Below are 15018 nucleotides of genomic sequence, written 5' to 3' on the forward strand. Positions count from 1 at the left end.
GTGGGTCAACCACCGGCCGCGTTGTGTTTCGCGACCAGGCCGGGGAGTTCGTCCAGCGAGTCGATCCGGAACAGGCACCGCTCGGCCACGGTCGAGGGGTCGAGGATGTGCCCCCACGGACCACGCCGGATCAGGCACGTCTTCATGCCGGCCTCCAGGGCTGGGCGTACGTCGTTGTCGGGCCGGTCGCCGACGTACAGGATCGACGACGCGACACCACCGCCCGCGTCGACGACCCGCTCGAAGAACGCCGGCGCCGGCTTCGCGACGCCCCAACCGTGCGACGTGCCGATGACGTCCACGGGGAGGTCGAGTGCGCGCAGGGTCGCCTCCGCATGAGCCGGCTGGTTGCCGGCCAGGCCCACGAACAGGCCCTGGTCCTTCAGGGACTCCAGGCATCCCCGCGCGTCCGGGTAGAGATCCTCCTCGGCGAACGACTCCGGCTGGCCGGCAGCCGCCCGACGTTCCAGCTCGGCCGTGAGATCAAAATCGGGCCGGAAGACCCGGAACGTCTCCTGATAGTCCAGACCCCGGGCGATCACCGCGCCGAAGACCGCCGAGAACGTGTGCCGCGGCACGCCGAGCCAGTCGGCCCAGGCGGCGAACTCGTGAGACTCGTCGAGAATCGTCCCACCAACATCGAAGAAGATCGCCTCAATCACGTCGCATCCCCCGTCACCGTCGCGATGTCGGTGGATCATAGATGGCGATCATCCCGATTGGGCGGCCCCGAGTTGCCGCCGGACGACAGCGGATGACCGATACGGCGGGCCGGCGGGCCGTCTCCTGATGGTGCTTTCGAGCTGATGCCGTAGACGATTCACCGCTCGCTACCAAACTCGGTGGAATCGACGCTCCGGGTGAGCCATGGTGATGCCATGGATGGCGGCGAACTGGCTGGCGCGGAACGTCGGGTGTGGGCGGCGATGCCGACGGGGACGCGGACCGCGCTTGCCGGGCTGTCCGGCGCGGACCTGCGCAGTCTGCTGTTGAGCGTGGCCCACGACCGGGCGGCGACCATCCGCCCGTCCGAGGTGGTACGCCGCTGGCGCGAGGACCGCTTCGTCCGCCCGGCCGGTACCGATCCGCGCGTGCTGGCACGGGTGGAGGCCCGGATGTGGCAACTGCTGCCCGCCGACGTCGCCGGAGTGGAGCTGTCGCCGGTCGTACCGCTCGGCACCTGCTCGGCGGTCGCACCGGTCAGCCAGAACAGGATCGTCACCACGGCGCGCGCCAGCGAGGTGCTGAGCGACCCCACAAACGCCCTCGCCGTCGAGGCGGCCTTGCGTCGCCGCCGACAGGGCGAGGTACACCTGGCCGCCGCCCATCGGGTGCTGCGGGCGCAGGACTTCGGCGGCGACGCGTCGGCGCACTTTCGGCTCTTCGCCCTGGTGTCCAGCGCCCGGGACACCGGCTCGGGCGGCACGCAGGCCCGGCTGCTGGTCCGGCACCTCACCTACTGGCGGACCGTCCTCGCCGAGCTGGCGCCTACCGCCGCGGCTCAGTTGCACGTCACGACCTTCGACGATCGGGTCGTCCGGGAGCGGCTGGCCGACACCGTCCGTCCGGCACTCGATGGAGGCGCGGTGCCACTCGTGGACGAGCCGGAGAGGTCCCGCGGTCGTGGCTACTACACGGGCTGCGCCCTGAGGATCACCCTCCTGGGCGGCGGCCTGGAGATCGGCGACGGCGGCCTCACCGACTGGACCGCCCGGCTGCGCGGTGACGCGAAGGAACGCTGCCTCGTCTCCTGCCTCGCCACCGAACGTCTTGTGGACGGCATCAACCGCTGAGCCCGGCACGTCGGCGCCTCCGAAGATCAGCTGTCGCCCCCGGGCGAGCCGCCCACCGTCATCGCCCACCCTCGCCGCTCATCGTCGTCGCCCGGAGCCGCCAAACCTCGCCCACCGCGGGCCGGAAAAGTGTCGTACACCTGTTCTATTGTCGGTCCATGTTGGAGGCGTTGGCGCAGGCGGAGGCGGCAGTCGCCGGCTGCGTTGACGCGTCGGCGTGGGCTCTTCCGGAGCAGGACCTCGTCGCGGCACTCGACGCCGCGCACCGGCTCGAACAACGCCTGGCCATGGTCAAGCTTGCCCTTGTGCGGGAGCTGGACGGTCGAGGCATCGCGACCGCGCAGGGCGCGTCCTCGACGGCCGTGTGGCTACGGGACCGGCTGCGCCTCGGGGTTGGTGCCGCCCGCCGTCTGGTCGAGCTGGCCGCGACGCTCGATGCCGCCCCGGCCGGTGTGCGGGACGCGCTGGCCGGCGGAGCGGTCGACGTGGAGCAGGTCCGGGTCATCGCCGAGACGATCAGCACAGTGCACACGGCCGCCGGCGCCGAGGCGGCCGAGAAAGCGGTGGGCGTCCTGGTCGAGTGGCCGGGCAGTTCGAGCCGACCCTGCTGCGCAAGCTGGGCACCCGGATCCTCGACCACGTCGCCCCCGAGGTCGCCGATGCCGCCGCCAAGGCGGCGATGGAGGCCGAAGCCCGCCGAACCTGCCGAGACCGCCATGTGACGCTGTCCGAGCTGCGGGACGGCCGACTGCGACTGTCCGGCATCCTCGACGGCGAGGCGGCCGGTCTGCTGCGCGCCGCGATCGACCCGCTGACCGCACCGTCCGGCCCAGACGATCCGCGTTCTCCCGGGCAACGCCGGCACGACGCGTTCGCCGACCTCTGCCGGCTTGCCCTGCGCACCGGTGACCTGCCCGAGCACGGCGGCGAACCCGCGCAGGTCGTCGTCACCACCAGCTTCGAGACGTTGGCCCGGCGGCTCGGCGCCGGCACTCTCGACACCGGCCTGCACCTCACCCCGGAGACGGTCCGCCGCCTCGCCTGCGACGCCGCGATCCTGCCCGCCGTCCTTGGCGGCAGCGGCCAGACGCTCGACGTGGGCAGGCAACGCCGGCTCATCACCGGTCCCCTGCGACGCGCTCTGGTCCTGCGCGACCGCGGCTGCGCCTTCCCGGGCTGCGACCGCCCGCCCCGCTGGTGCGACGCCCACCACATCCACCACTGGGCCGACGGCGGCAGCACCAGCCTGACCAACGCCGTGTTGCTCTGCGGCCACCATCACCGACACGTCCACCGTGGTGAGTGGACCGTCCGGCTCGGCGGCGACGGTCGCCCCGAGTTCATTCCGCCGGCATGGCTAGACCCCGAACAGCTCCCCCGCCGCAACCAGTACCACCGACGAACGTGACCTCCCCAAGACCGTGTGTCCTGCCGATCAGGAGGTGACGGGCCGCCGTGGCTAGGGCGGCACGGAATGTGACGGGCACCGCACTACGCGGGGCATCGATGAGCAGGCGGCGGCTCTAAGGTCGGCGAATGGGCACCACGGCGGAGGTCCGCGACCGCTGGCGGTCGCTGTCGCCGCTGCCGCCGCCCGGTCGGCTACGCATCCTGTCGCTGGCCACCCTCGCCAACACGATTGGCACGGGGCTGTGGGTAACGGGTGCGGCGCTCTTCCTCACCCGCGCCGTGGGGCTGACCCCGACGGAGGTGGGGGTCGGGCTCACTCTCGCCGGCCTGGTCGGGCTCACTGCCAGCGTGCCGCTCGGCGGGCTCGCCGACCAGCGTGACCCCCGGAGCCTCCGCGCCGTCCTGCAACTAGCGCAGGCCGCCGTCGCCGCCGCGTACTTGCTGGTCGACTCTTTCCCGGTCTTTCTGGTGGTGGCCACACTGGACGCTCTGCTGATCTCCGGCAACCTCGCCGTCCGCGCCGCGCTGGTCGCCGCGGTGGGCGGCCCGCAGGGCCGGGTGCACGCCTTTGCCACCCTACGCGCGGTGGCCAACCTGGGCGTGGCGCTCGGTGCGGGGCTGGCCGCGTTCGCGCTGGTGGTGGATACCGGGTGGGCGTACCGACTGCTGGTGCTCGGCAACGTCGCCACCTATCTGGTTTCGGCGGCGCTGATCATGCGACTCCCGGCGTACCCGCCGGCCCGGCGACCCGTGCGTCGGAGAGCCGGCCGGGCGCTGCGCGACGGGCCGTTCCTCGCGGTCGCCGGGGCCTCGGCGGTGCTCTCCGTACACCACGTGGCGTTGACGCTGGTGCTGCCGCTGTGGGTGGTGGCGCACACCGATGCGCCTCTGGTGACGGTCTCCGCCCTCCTACTGGTCAACACACTGCTCACCGTGCTGCTCGCCGTACGGCTCAGCGGGAGCGCCCGGCACGCGGTGCCGGCGGCGACGACGATGCGCCGGGCGGGATTGGTGCTCGCGGCCGGGATGCTGCTCTGGGCCGCGAGCGCCATCGTGCCCACCACTGTGGCGGTCGGCCTGCTGCTGGGCGCGACGGTGATCTACACCCTGGGCGACCTGTGGCACGCCGGGGCCGGGGCGACGCTGGCCTACGACCTCGCCGCACCGGACGCCCTCGGCGCCTACCAGGGGGTCGACGGACTGCTCGCGGGGCTGGTCCGCGCGGCGGGCCCGGCCCTGCTGACCTGGTTGATCATCGACGGCGGCCCAGTCGGCTGGCTGGCGCTGGCGGGGTTGCTCGCGCTCACCGGCCTCGCCGTGCCACCGCTCACCCGACGCGCCCTGGCCGACCGCGCCGACCGGTCACCGCACCCGGGCTGACGGTCAGCCGATCTCCTCGTCGACGAAGCACCAGCGCCAGGCTTCGCCCGGCTGGGCCGAGCGGATCACCGGGTGGCCGGTGGACGCGAAGTGCTTGCTGGCGTGCTGGTTCGGCGACGAGTCACAGCAGCCGACCTGCCCGCAGCTCAGGCAGGTGCGCAGGTGCACCCAGTAGGTGTCGCCGTCGGCGACGCAGTCCGCGCACTCGTCGGGGGTGCGTGGCTCGGCGGCACCGGCCTCGGTCAGGTGCTGACAGCTCACTTCTCAACCTCTCGCAGCAACGACTCTTCCAGGTCCAGGTCACGATAGGCACGCACCAGGACCTCCTCCGGAATCCGACCGGAGTCCCGGGCAGCCCGGAACACATCCCGCTCGGCGTCGATCATCTCCTGTCGCAGCCGACCGTACGCCTGCGACGGGGTCTCCCGCTCGTCGCCGCCGAGGCGTTCCCACGCCATGTTGGTGCGGTCCTCCACCGCTCGACGCAGCCGGTCCACCACCGCATCCGGTGCGCTGTCGGCCATCTCGTCGAGGCGGTCCTGGGCGGCCTTGCTGGCCTGCTGCTGCACTCCGGCTGCGGAGAGCGCGTCCTGCACCGGGTCGTCCTGCGGCAGCTTCAAGCGGCGGGCGACCAGCGGCAGGGTGGCGCCCTGGCCGACCAGGGTGAAAACGATCACGGCGAAGGCCAGCCAGATGAACAGGGCCCTGGGGTACGGCTCGTCGCCGGCCAGGGTCAGCGGCAGGGCCAGCGCGGCGGCGAGGGTCACCACGCCCCGCATGCCGGCCCAGCCGATGATGATCGGGAACTTCGGTGACGGTCGGGCGTCACGGCGGCGGACCCGGGGCACCAACCGAGCCAGGTAGGTGGCCGGGAAGAGCCAGACGAACCGGGTCAGGAAAACGGCGGCGAGCACCGCGAAGGTGATCAGGATGAGCGAGCCGATCGGCTCGTCGAGGTCTCGGAGCACCTCCCGCAGTTGGAGCCCGACCAGCAGGAAGACCAGGCCCTCCAGCAGGAATCGGACCAGCCGCCAGAACGCACCGATCTGCAACCGGGACGCCGCCGACAGCAGTTGGGGCAGTTTGTGCCCGAGCACCAGACCGGTGACGACCACCGCGACCACACCGGAGGCGTGCAGGTGCTCGGCGGTGAACACCACAGCGAACGGGATGATCAGCGACAGCGCGTTGTCCAGCAACGGGTCGGTGATCCGCCGGTGCAGGAAGCCGAACACCAACGCCCCGAGCGCCCCGATCAGGATGCCGCCGCCGGTGGACCGCAGCACCTCGATGGCGATCTTGTCGGTACCGACGGCCGAGCCGACGGTGGCCATCGTCGCGACCCGCAGCAGCACCAGCGCGGTCGCGTCGTTGACCAGGCTCTCGCCCTCCAGGATGGTGACGACACGGCGGGGCAGCCCGACCCGGCGGGCGACGGCCGTGGCGGCCACGGCGTCCGGCGGGGCGACCACCGCGCCGAGGGCCAGGCAGATCGCGAACGGCAGCTGCGGCAACAACAGGTGCAGCACCAAACCGACCACGAACGCGGTGAACAACACCAGGCCGACCGCGAGCAGCAGGATCGGCCGGATGTTGTTCTTGAACGCCGGCACCGAGGTCTCCAGCGCGGCCACGTAGAGCAGCGGCGGCAGGATCCCGACCAGCACCAACTCCGGGTCGAGTTCCACCTGCGGGAAGCCCGGCACGAACGACAGCGCCAGGCCGAGGACGACCAGGACGATCGGGGCGAGCAGGCCGAGCCGGCGGGCCAACGCGGCGCCCAGGGTGGCGATCGCCAGGAAGACGACGACCGGAAACAGGCTTTCCATGGGGTACGAGCCTAGGGGTACGCCTGTCCGGCCTCGATCAGCCGCCCGGGCGCAGCTTCGGCAGCACCTCCGCGCCGAACGCGTCGATGAAGCCGCGCTGCTCCTGCCCGACGTGGTGCAGGGCGATCTGGTCGAAGCCGAGTTGCGCGTACCCCTCCAGCCAGCCGACGTGGCGGCCCAGGTCCGCCGACACGTTCACCACCTCGGCGACCCGCTGCGCCGGCACGTCGGCGGAGACCGCGTCGAAGTGTTCGACGGTCTCCAGGTCCCAGCAGACCGGCGGGGCGAAGACGTTGCTGCGCCACTGGTCGTACGCGAGCGCCTCGGCCTGCGCCTGCTCCGGCGCCCAGGAGACGTGCACCTGAAGGTGCAGCGGCCCACGCCCGCCCGCGTCCCGGTACGCGTCGATCATCTCGCGCAGGTGCGCCACCGGGGCGTTCACGGTGATCAGCCCGTCCGCCCACTCGGCGCACCAGCGGGCGGTGGCCACGCTGACGGCGGCGCCGACCAGCGCGGGCGGCTGTTCGGGGCGGGTCCACAGCCGGGCGCGATCCACCCGGACCAGACCGTCGTGGCTGACCTCCTCGCCGGCGAGGAGGGCACGGATCACGTCCACGCACTCGCGCAGTCGGGCGGTGCGTACGTCCTTGCGCGGCCAGGCGTCGCCGGTGATGTGCTCGTTGCTGGCCTCGCCGGTGCCCAGGGCCGCCCAGAACCGGCCCGGGTACATCGCGCCGAGGGTGCCGATCGCCTGCGCGATGATCGCCGGGTGGTATCGCTGGCCGGGTGCGTTGACCACGCCGAACGGCATGCCGGTGGCCTGCAACGCGGAGCCCAGCCAGGACCAGGCGAAGCCGGACTCGCCCTGCCGGGCGCTCCACGGCGAGAAGTGGTCGGAGCACATGGCGGCGTCGAAGCCGGCCCGCTCGGCGTGCATCACCGCCTCCAGGAGGGCGCGTGGACCGATCTGCTCATGCGAGGCGTGGAACCCGAACGACGTCATGGGCACACTTCCTACCCACGACGGCACCGGCTGACGCGTGCCGCGCCCCGAACTACTCGGCGTGCGCGCCGGCGCCGGCCGAGGCGGCGCCCTCGCCCACCCAGACCGTCTTGGTGTTGCAGAACTCGCGCATGCCCAGCGCCGACAACTCCCGCCCGTAACCGGAGTTCTTCACACCGCCGAACGGCAACTCCGGGTAGGAGGTGGTCATCCCGTTGATGAAGACGTTGCCGGCGTCCAGGTCGGTGGCGAAGCGCTCCTGCTCGCCCGGGTCCCGGGTCCAGGCGTTCGAGCCGAGCCCGAAGCTGGTGCCGTTGGCGACCTCGATGGCCTCCTCGTACGACGAGACCCGGAACAGGCCGGCGACCGGGCCGAAGACCTCCTCGGACCACATCCGCATCTGCGGGGTGAGGTCGGTGACCACGGTCGGCGGGTAGAACCAGCCGTCGCCGGTCGGCGGCTCGCCCCCGCAGAGGACTGTCGCGCCGTTGTCCACCGCGTCACGGACCTGGGCGTGCACCTCGTCGCGGCCACGCTCGCTGGCCAGCGGCCCGACGTCGGTGTTCGGGTCCATCGGGTCGCCGACGCGCAGCGCGGCCATGTTGGCGGCGAACTTCTCGGCGAAGGCGTCGAACACGTCGGTGTGCACGATGAACCGCTTCGCGGCGATGCAGGACTGGCCGTTGTTCTGGCAGCGGGCGGTGGTGGCCACCTCGGCGGCCCGGTCCACGTCGGCCGAGGGCATCACCACGAAGGGGTCGCTGCCGCCGAGTTCGAGGACGGTCTTCTTCAGCTCCCGCCCGGCGATCTGCGCGATGGACCGGCCGGCGGGCTCGCTGCCGGTGAGCGTCGCGGCGCGTACCCGGGGGTCGCTGAGGATGTGGTCGACGGCCTCCGAGCCGACGAGCACTGTGGTGAAGGCCCCCTCGGGGAAGCCGGCCCGCCGGAACACGTCCTCCAGCAGCAGCGCGGTCTGCGGCACGTTCGAGGCGTGCTTGAGCAGGCCGGTGTTGCCCGCCATCAGCGCCGGGGCGGCGAAGCGCATCACCTGCCAGAGCGGGAAGTTCCACGGCATCACCGCGAGCACCACGCCGATCGGCTGGTAGCGGATGAACGCCCGGGTCGCCTTCACGGCGGCCGCGTCGGCCGGTTCGTCGGCGAGGAACGCGGGGGCCTTGTCGGCGTAGAAGCGGGCGGCCGTGGCGCACTTGGTCACCTCGGCCTGCGCCGAAACGTACGTCTTGCCCATCTCCGTGGTCATGATCCGGGCGATCTCGTCGCGCTCGGCGTCCAGCAGGTCGGCCGCGGCGTTCATCCACCGGGCGCGCTGGTCGACGGTCGTCCCCCGCAGCTGCTGGAACGCGAGGTCGGTGCGCTCGATGGCGTCGTCGAGTTGCTCGGTGGACATCGCCTCATAGGTCTTGAGCACCTGTCCGGTGGCGGGGTTGGTCGTGGCGATGTGGGGCATCTCGTCCTCCTGTCACTCGAACAACGAGTGTCGTACGCCCGGCTCCTCGCGGCGGCGGGCGGCGCGGCGGCGCTGGATCACGACCAGGTCGACCACGGCGACCACGGCGAAGATCGCGCAGAGTACGCCGAGCCAGACGATGCCGGCCCAGAACGCCAGCACCGCGAAGAGCACCATGATCACCAGCCCGAAGCCGGCGAGGGTGAGCCGAAGGTTCAACGCGCTGTTCGCGTGGCCGACCGTGCCACGGGCGCGCCGGGGCTGCGATCTCGTCATGCCCAGGGACCTACCCCCGATCGCCAGCGTTAACCGGTCTCGGACACCTCGGTCAGTCGCGCCAGGCGCCGTGCGACGCCGCCGCGGCGGCGTACGCCGAGAAGTCGCGTGGGTCGCGACCGGTCAGCCTGCGGACGGTGTCGGTGGGCTCCGCGTGGCCGAGGTCGCGCAGGGCCGTGAAGGCCGCGATCTGTTGCTCGATCTCCTCGGCGGGGACGCCCAGCGGACCCAGCGCGGCCCGGTAGTCGTCAGCCGTGCCGAGGTGACGCACCGGTCGGCCCGCCGCTCGGCTGATGGTCTCGGCCGCCTCCGCGAAGGTGATCGCCCGGGGCCCGGTGACCTCGTAGACCTGGCCGTCGTGCCCGGGCTCGACGAGGGCGGTCACCGCGACGGCGGCGATGTCGTCGGCATCGACGAACGCCTGGCGTGCCGCGCCGACCGGCACGGCGATCTCCCCGGCCAGCACCGCCTCCCGGAACACTCCCTCGTCGAAGTTCTGGTCGAACCAGTCCGCTCGCAGGATCGTCCAGTCGGCGCCGGCCTCACGAACCGTCCGTTCCGCGGTCAGCAGGCGCTCGTCGCCCATCGCCTCGATCGCCCGGCTGGAGAGCAGCACCACGTGCCGCACGCCCTGATCGATGGCCAACCGGACGAGGGCCGGCTCGACCGGCTGGCCGTCCGGTGCCATCAGGTAGACCCCGGACGCGCCGGCCAGCGCTGGCGCCCACGTCGACTCGACCGACCAGTCGAAGCGCACCGGGCCGTTGCGGGAGGCCGCGCGGACCCGGACGCTCAGCGCCCGCAGCCGGTCGGCCACCCGTCGCCCGGTGGTGCCCGTCGCACCGAGCACGAGGATCGCTTCGTCAGCCATGCCCCGAGTAGAGCATCGACCCCCGACAGGTTCCGGCCGATCGCCGGCGAGGCCGGGCGGCACCGGGCGCGCTGGTGTGCTCGATTACATCCGTTCGCGCCGCGGCCCCTGTCGACCGCAGGATGGGCGCATGTCGATGACCCTCGCCGTGCCGGTGACCGTCTCCATCGCCCGCCGCGTCGACCCCGGCCGGGCCAGTGAGATGGTGGCCTGGATGCGGGCCGGCACCGCGCTGGCCGAGGCGTTCCCCGGCTTCCTCGGCGCCGGCTGGGTGCAGAGCGGCCCCGGTTCGTCGGAGTGGCACATGCTCTACCGCTTCGCCGACGCCGAGACGCTGCGCCGGTGGGAGGAGTCGCCGCAGCGGCACTGGTGGCTCAGCTCGGCGCAGGGCATCGTCGAGCACACCCGGGTCGAGCGGCGGACCGGGATCGAGGGCTGGTTCGACAGGCCGCTGGAGCACTCGGTGGACCCGGTGGAGCCGGCTCCACCCGCGTCGCCGCCCCGGTGGAAGCAGGCGGTGACCATCTGGCTGGCGTTCTTCCCACTGAGCCTGACCGCCACCCTGCTGACGAGCCGCTTCCTCGACGCGGTGCCGCTGGCGGCCCGGGTGCTGCTGATGACGCTCTGCCTGACCCCGCTGATGACCTATCTGGTGCTGCCCCGGATCACAGGGGCGTTGCACTGGTGGCTGCACGGCCAGCCGGCGCCCTGGCGGGGCTTATAGCAGCCCGGCGGCTCTCGCGTCGGCGCTCTGCCGCATACCCGACAGCAACTTCCCGGCAAGCCCCGTCCTGCGCATAGAGTTACCGCGCTGTCGCTCTGTGCTGCGGGAACGGGAGACGTCATGCCTCGACGCTGGGTCGCCGCCCTGGCCTGTCTCGCGGCGCTTGTCGCGCTGGCCTGCGAGGGCGGCAACTCCGCGAAACCCCGCCCCACCACGAGCGCCGCGCCGTCGAGCGGGCCCGGCGGCATCGCCGCCCTCGGCGACTCGATCAGCACCGGCTTCGCCTCCTGCCTGGTGCTCACCTCCTGCGAACGCAACTCCTGGTCGACAGGGGACGGGCTGCGGGTGCAGAGCCACTACCGGCGGCTGCTCGAACAGAATCCGGCGATCCGCGACCGGACGTACAACCACGCCCGTCCCGGCGCCCGCGCGGACGCCCTGGAAGGTCAGGCCCAGGCGGCGGTACGCGACCGCGCCGACTACGTCACAGTGCTGATCGGCGCCAACGACGTCTGTCGGGGCGGGGTGGACGCGATGACGCCGGTGGCGCGGTTCCGGGCCGACGTCGACCGGGGGCTGCGGGTCCTGCGGACCGGCCGGCCGAAGGCCCGGGTGCTGGTGGTGAGCATCCCCGACCTGTACCGGCTCTGGGAGGTCGGGCACGACGACGCCCGGGCGACCCGCGCGTGGCGGCGGGGCATCTGCCCGGCCCTGCTGGCCGAGGCGACGTCGACAGCGCCCGCTGACCGGGCGCGCCGGGCCGCCGTCCGGGACCGGATCAACGCGTACAACGTCGAGTTGAAAGCGGCCTGCCGGGCGTACGGATCACGGTGCCGGCACGACGGTGGCGCGTTGCACAAGGTCCGGTTCACCCTGGACCTGCTCAACCCGCTGGACTGGTTCCACCCCAACGCCACCGGCCAGGGCCGGATCGCCGAGGTGACCTGGCGCTCCTCCGGCCTGGCCAACTGACGACCCGGGCAGGCCGTCAGGGCCGGCGCGGCTCCGGGACGGCGCTGCCGCGGGAGCGGTAGAGGGCCCGGGATCGCTGGGCGAGATCCTTTGTGGCCGACGAGTTGGCCCAGGTGCCGAGCACGATGGCCGCACCGGGGACGATCTTGGCGACCATTCGTTTCGCGGCCCGGACGCCGGCCATCTGGGCCAGCCGGATGCCGAGTTGCAGCATGACCCGACCGAGCGGACGCTCGCCGCCCAGGCCGAAGAGCGCGTCGGCGCGTTCGCGGCCGGCGGCCACGCCGAGCGCCAGCCGGGCGCTCTCGGCGACCTTGTGCACGCGCTGGAGCACCAGCAGGTCGGTGGCGCGATCACTGTGCAGGGGGTCGATGTCGTACGCGGCGGCGATGTGCAGCACCATCCGCGCCTGGGTCCAGGCCAGCACGCCCACGTCGATCACGGCGCCGGGCAGCCCGGCCACGCCGGAGACCGCGCCGGACAGCCGGGCCAGGTTGACGAACTTGCGGGCCGCCTGGTCGGCGAGGGCGTCGGCGGAAACCCCGGGCTGCTCGGCCCGGGCACGGCCGACCCACTGCGCGGCTTCCGGCCCGAGGCGGCGCACCGCCTCCAGGGCAAGGTGCTCCGGCGCGTACTGCGGGTCGTCCCGCATCCGGTCCCAGAGCCGGGCCGGCGGACCCTCGGGGGCGTCCACCGCCCCGGCTGGCAGGTCGACGGACGGCTGCGGAGTAGGGGTGGCGGGCTGGCCGCCGGCGGGCGGGGTGTCGGTCACCAGGTCTCCCCAGGGGTGGAAACGGTGGACAGGGCGGCCGATGGAGCGGTCAGCGGCGGCGGTTGGACAGTCGAGCCGCCAACCCCTTCAGCTTCTGCTGGTTGCCCGGCTTGGCCATCTCGCGCCGGCCCCGGTCGACCAACTGCTGCCCCTTCGGCGATTTCAGAAACGCGCTGATCCGCTGCATCAGTGACATAACGTCCTCCTGTCGATGATCCCGTACTCATGTGTACCCCGAACCTGCAACACATGTACCCGGGACGCGACAGCCTCAACCCTGACTGTCCATAGTGGGCGGTAGGTTACCGCCCCGCCGGCACGATGGCGTCAACGACCCGGGTGGCCCGCCACTCGTGCTGCTGGTAGTGCTCGGGGTACGCGGAGACCTGCACCGCCTGAGCGGCGTCGGTGAGCCGCATGCGCTGCCAGCCGGGCACCTGCTCCAGCGCGGTGAGGAACTGCCGGGTGGCGAACTCGGGGTCCATCAGCCGCCCGACCGGGCCCCAGCCGCTGCTGGAACGCTGCTGGAACAACCCGACCGAGTCATGGTCCCAGCCGACGCCCTGGTGCGGATAGTCCTGCGACTCGGGGAGCACGCCGCTGGCCACGTTGTAGAGATTGCTCTCCTGCATGGCGGTGGCCACCGCGATCACCAGACCACGGCGCGGCACCCCCATCTTGCGGCCGGCGCGGACGATCGCCTCGGCGTTCTCCATCTGGTCGTCGTCCAGCCCTGCCACGGGCGCCGGGTCGGTCGGGCGCGCCGGGGCGACCTTGCGGGCCGGCGCGCTGGTGTCCGGGTCGGCGGGGCTCGCCGCGGCGGACTGGGCGGCGGCGGAGGTGCTCGGGGCAGCCGTACGGTCGAAGCCACGGGAGGCGCGCTGCTGCTCGGCGCGCTGCGCCAACTCGGAGCTGGAGAGCGATCCACTCCGGGTCGCCGCGTCGGCGTCCTCGTTGCGAACCTGGACGACGGCGGTCAGACCGAGGCAGCACACCACGCCGGTGGCCAGCGCCAGTTGCGCCCGACGTCGACCGGTCAGGTCCCGGGCGTACGCCCGGAGCCGGCTCGCGGTGGTTGTCCGTTCGGTTGAGGTGCCATCCTCCGTATCGGCAGTGGGCCTGCTCGGGGCGTACGGGTCGTCGAGAGTGCCGTCGTCACGCATCAACCGAGGCTAGGCAGGTGAAAACCCTGATCACGCACGGTGATCACGTGGTGATCGACACAGATTCGACAGGGACTGGTGGACGCCCCGGGAGGGTCGACCCGCCCGGGGAACGGACCTCGCGTACCGGATGAAGCTGGCGCCGCACGCGGACCGGCACGGCCCATGACAGGGCCGGACATCCGGCCGTCGAGTCTGACATGATCGACAAACTCGGCCTTTGGGCCGAACCGCCCCTCGGCTGATCGGCCAGGAGGCTCCGGCCCGGTGGCGTAAACAGGCGATTAGTCCGGTCATGCCCACCAGCCGGCCAACGGATCGCCCGGCGCAGGAATGCGCCAGGATGGCGGGTACGTTGCCCGAACGGGTGCCCTCCGTCGCGAAGGCACCCCGCAGGCACATTTCAGGGAGGTCCGCACCGGTGCTCGACCCACACGAGCTCTACCAGCTCACCGACGATCTGCCCGACCTCGGGCAGCCGGTCCTGATCCAGGCCCTCACCGGGTTCGTGGACGCCGGAAACGCCAGCCGACTGGCGCGTGAGCAGCTGCTCACCTCGCTGGAGGGTCGGCCGATCGCGACCTTCGACGTCGACCAGCTCTTCGACTACCGATCGCGACGACCGGTGATGACCTTCGTCGAGGACCACTGGGAGAGCGTCGACGCGCCCAAGCTGGAGCTGCACCTGCTGCACGACGACGACGAGACGCCGTTCCTGCTGCTCACCGGCCCCGAACCAGACCTGCAGTGGGAGCGTTTCGTGGCCGCCGTCGCCGGGCTCGCCGCCCGGCTGGACGTCCGGCTCACAGTGGGCCTCAACTCGATCCCGATGGCGGTCCCGCACACCCGACCGACCGGGGTGACCGCGCACGCCACCCGCCCCGAGCTGATCGGCGGCTACGAGCCCTGGCTGCAACGCGTCCAGGTGCCCGGCAGCGTCGGTCACCTGCTGGAGTTCCGCCTCGGCGAGCAGGGCCGCGACGCGCTGGGCTTCGCCGCCCACGTGCCGCACTACGTGGCGCAGACCGAGTACCCGGCCGCCGCCGAGGTGCTGCTCACGTCGGTGTCGCGCAGCACCGGGCTGCTGCTGCCCGGCGACGGGCTGCGTTCGGCTGCCGAGGTGGTCCGGGTGGAGATCGACCGGCAGGTGGCACAGACCGAGGACGCCGCGGCCCTGGTCCAGGCCCTGGAGGAGCAGTACGACGCGTTCGCCCGGGGTCGAGGCGAGAAGAGCCTGCTCGCCCCGGACGCCGGCCCGCTGCCCACGGCCGACGAACTCGGCGCGGAACTGGAACGATTCCTGGCCGAACAGACCCGTCCCGGCGACACCCCGGGCAGCTGACAGGGCATCGCGGCG

General features: G+C 72.3%; 15 protein-coding genes and 1 pseudogene. 6 read left to right on the top strand and 10 right to left on the bottom strand.

The window, feature by feature from the left end:
- Positions 1-5 precede the first annotated feature (5 nt).
- Positions 6-662, bottom strand: a complete 657-nt coding sequence (locus IW248_RS14500; RefSeq protein WP_196927422.1) for an HAD family hydrolase — start codon at positions 660-662, stop codon at positions 6-8.
- A 216-nt stretch (positions 663-878) separates the two neighbouring features.
- On the opposite strand from IW248_RS14500, the gene IW248_RS14505 reads away from it, so the two are divergent.
- From IW248_RS14505 to IW248_RS14515, 3 genes and pseudogenes are all read left to right on the top strand, one after another.
- On the top strand, positions 879-1793 hold the full coding sequence (locus tag IW248_RS14505) for a hypothetical protein (protein WP_196927423.1): 915 nt from the start codon (positions 879-881) through the stop codon (positions 1791-1793).
- 158 nt (positions 1794-1951) lie between these two features.
- Positions 1952-3201: pseudogene (locus IW248_RS14510) on the top strand (HNH endonuclease signature motif containing protein).
- Positions 3202-3329: 128 nt separating this feature from the next.
- Positions 3330-4583 (top strand): MFS transporter, encoded by a 1254-nt coding sequence (locus IW248_RS14515; RefSeq protein ID WP_196927424.1) that lies wholly within the window; start codon positions 3330-3332, stop codon positions 4581-4583.
- Between the two features lie 3 nt (positions 4584-4586).
- On the opposite strand, the gene IW248_RS14520 is transcribed toward IW248_RS14515, so the two are convergent.
- The 6 genes from IW248_RS14520 to IW248_RS14545 are packed head-to-tail and all read right to left on the bottom strand — an operon-like array spanning position 4587 to position 10030.
- Positions 4587-4844 carry a UBP-type zinc finger domain-containing protein gene (locus tag IW248_RS14520; RefSeq protein ID WP_124820593.1) on the bottom strand — a complete coding sequence of 86 codons (258 nt, stop codon included), beginning with the start codon at positions 4842-4844 and terminating at the stop codon, positions 4587-4589.
- On the bottom strand, positions 4841-6412 hold the full coding sequence (locus IW248_RS14525) for a Na+/H+ antiporter (RefSeq protein ID WP_196927425.1): 1572 nt from the start codon (positions 6410-6412) through the stop codon (positions 4841-4843). Before IW248_RS14525 ends, IW248_RS14520 begins: the two co-directional genes overlap by 4 nt.
- A gap of 37 nt (positions 6413-6449) precedes the next feature.
- Complete coding sequence (locus tag IW248_RS14530) at positions 6450-7415, bottom strand: TIGR03885 family FMN-dependent LLM class oxidoreductase (RefSeq protein ID WP_124820591.1); 966 nt, start codon at positions 7413-7415, stop codon at positions 6450-6452.
- 52 nt (positions 7416-7467) lie between these two features.
- Complete coding sequence (locus IW248_RS14535) at positions 7468-8883, bottom strand: NADP-dependent succinic semialdehyde dehydrogenase (RefSeq protein ID WP_196927426.1); 1416 nt, start codon at positions 8881-8883, stop codon at positions 7468-7470.
- 12 nt (positions 8884-8895) lie between these two features.
- On the bottom strand, positions 8896-9159 hold the full coding sequence (locus IW248_RS14540; RefSeq protein WP_124820589.1) for a DUF6343 family protein: 264 nt from the start codon (positions 9157-9159) through the stop codon (positions 8896-8898).
- A 52-nt stretch (positions 9160-9211) separates the two neighbouring features.
- Positions 9212-10030: an NmrA family NAD(P)-binding protein gene (locus tag IW248_RS14545; protein WP_196927427.1), complete on the bottom strand. Its 819-nt coding sequence runs from the start codon at positions 10028-10030 to the stop codon at positions 9212-9214.
- Between the two features lie 130 nt (positions 10031-10160).
- Here IW248_RS14545 and IW248_RS14550 point away from each other — a divergent pair, with 130 nt between their 5' ends.
- Together IW248_RS14550 and IW248_RS14555 are read left to right on the top strand one after the other, a co-directional pair.
- Positions 10161-10754 (top strand): antibiotic biosynthesis monooxygenase, encoded by a 594-nt coding sequence (locus IW248_RS14550; protein ID WP_124820587.1) that lies wholly within the window; start codon positions 10161-10163, stop codon positions 10752-10754.
- Between the two features lie 120 nt (positions 10755-10874).
- Positions 10875-11726 carry a GDSL-type esterase/lipase family protein gene (locus tag IW248_RS14555; RefSeq protein WP_124820586.1) on the top strand — a complete coding sequence of 284 codons (852 nt, stop codon included), beginning with the start codon at positions 10875-10877 and terminating at the stop codon, positions 11724-11726.
- Positions 11727-11742: 16 nt separating this feature from the next.
- Here the strand turns inward: IW248_RS14555 and IW248_RS14560 are convergent, their stop codons facing one another.
- From IW248_RS14560 to IW248_RS14570, 3 genes are all read right to left on the bottom strand, one after another.
- On the bottom strand, positions 11743-12498 hold the full coding sequence (locus tag IW248_RS14560) for an EcsC family protein (RefSeq protein ID WP_196927428.1): 756 nt from the start codon (positions 12496-12498) through the stop codon (positions 11743-11745).
- Positions 12499-12547: 49 nt separating this feature from the next.
- Positions 12548-12694 (bottom strand): hypothetical protein, encoded by a 147-nt coding sequence (locus IW248_RS14565; RefSeq protein ID WP_167493040.1) that lies wholly within the window; start codon positions 12692-12694, stop codon positions 12548-12550.
- A gap of 106 nt (positions 12695-12800) precedes the next feature.
- A complete protein-coding gene (locus tag IW248_RS14570; RefSeq protein WP_196927429.1) occupies positions 12801-13661 on the bottom strand; it encodes a peptidase M23 in 861 nt (286 codons plus the stop codon).
- Between the two features lie 421 nt (positions 13662-14082).
- Between IW248_RS14570 and IW248_RS14575 the strand changes: the two genes are divergently transcribed.
- Positions 14083-15003 carry a proteasome assembly chaperone family protein gene (locus IW248_RS14575; RefSeq protein WP_124820583.1) on the top strand — a complete coding sequence of 307 codons (921 nt, stop codon included), beginning with the start codon at positions 14083-14085 and terminating at the stop codon, positions 15001-15003.
- Positions 15004-15018: the final 15 nt, after the last annotated feature.

The sequence above is a fragment of the Micromonospora ureilytica genome (assembly GCF_015751765.1).
Taxonomy (GTDB): domain Bacteria; phylum Actinomycetota; class Actinomycetes; order Mycobacteriales; family Micromonosporaceae; genus Micromonospora; species Micromonospora ureilytica.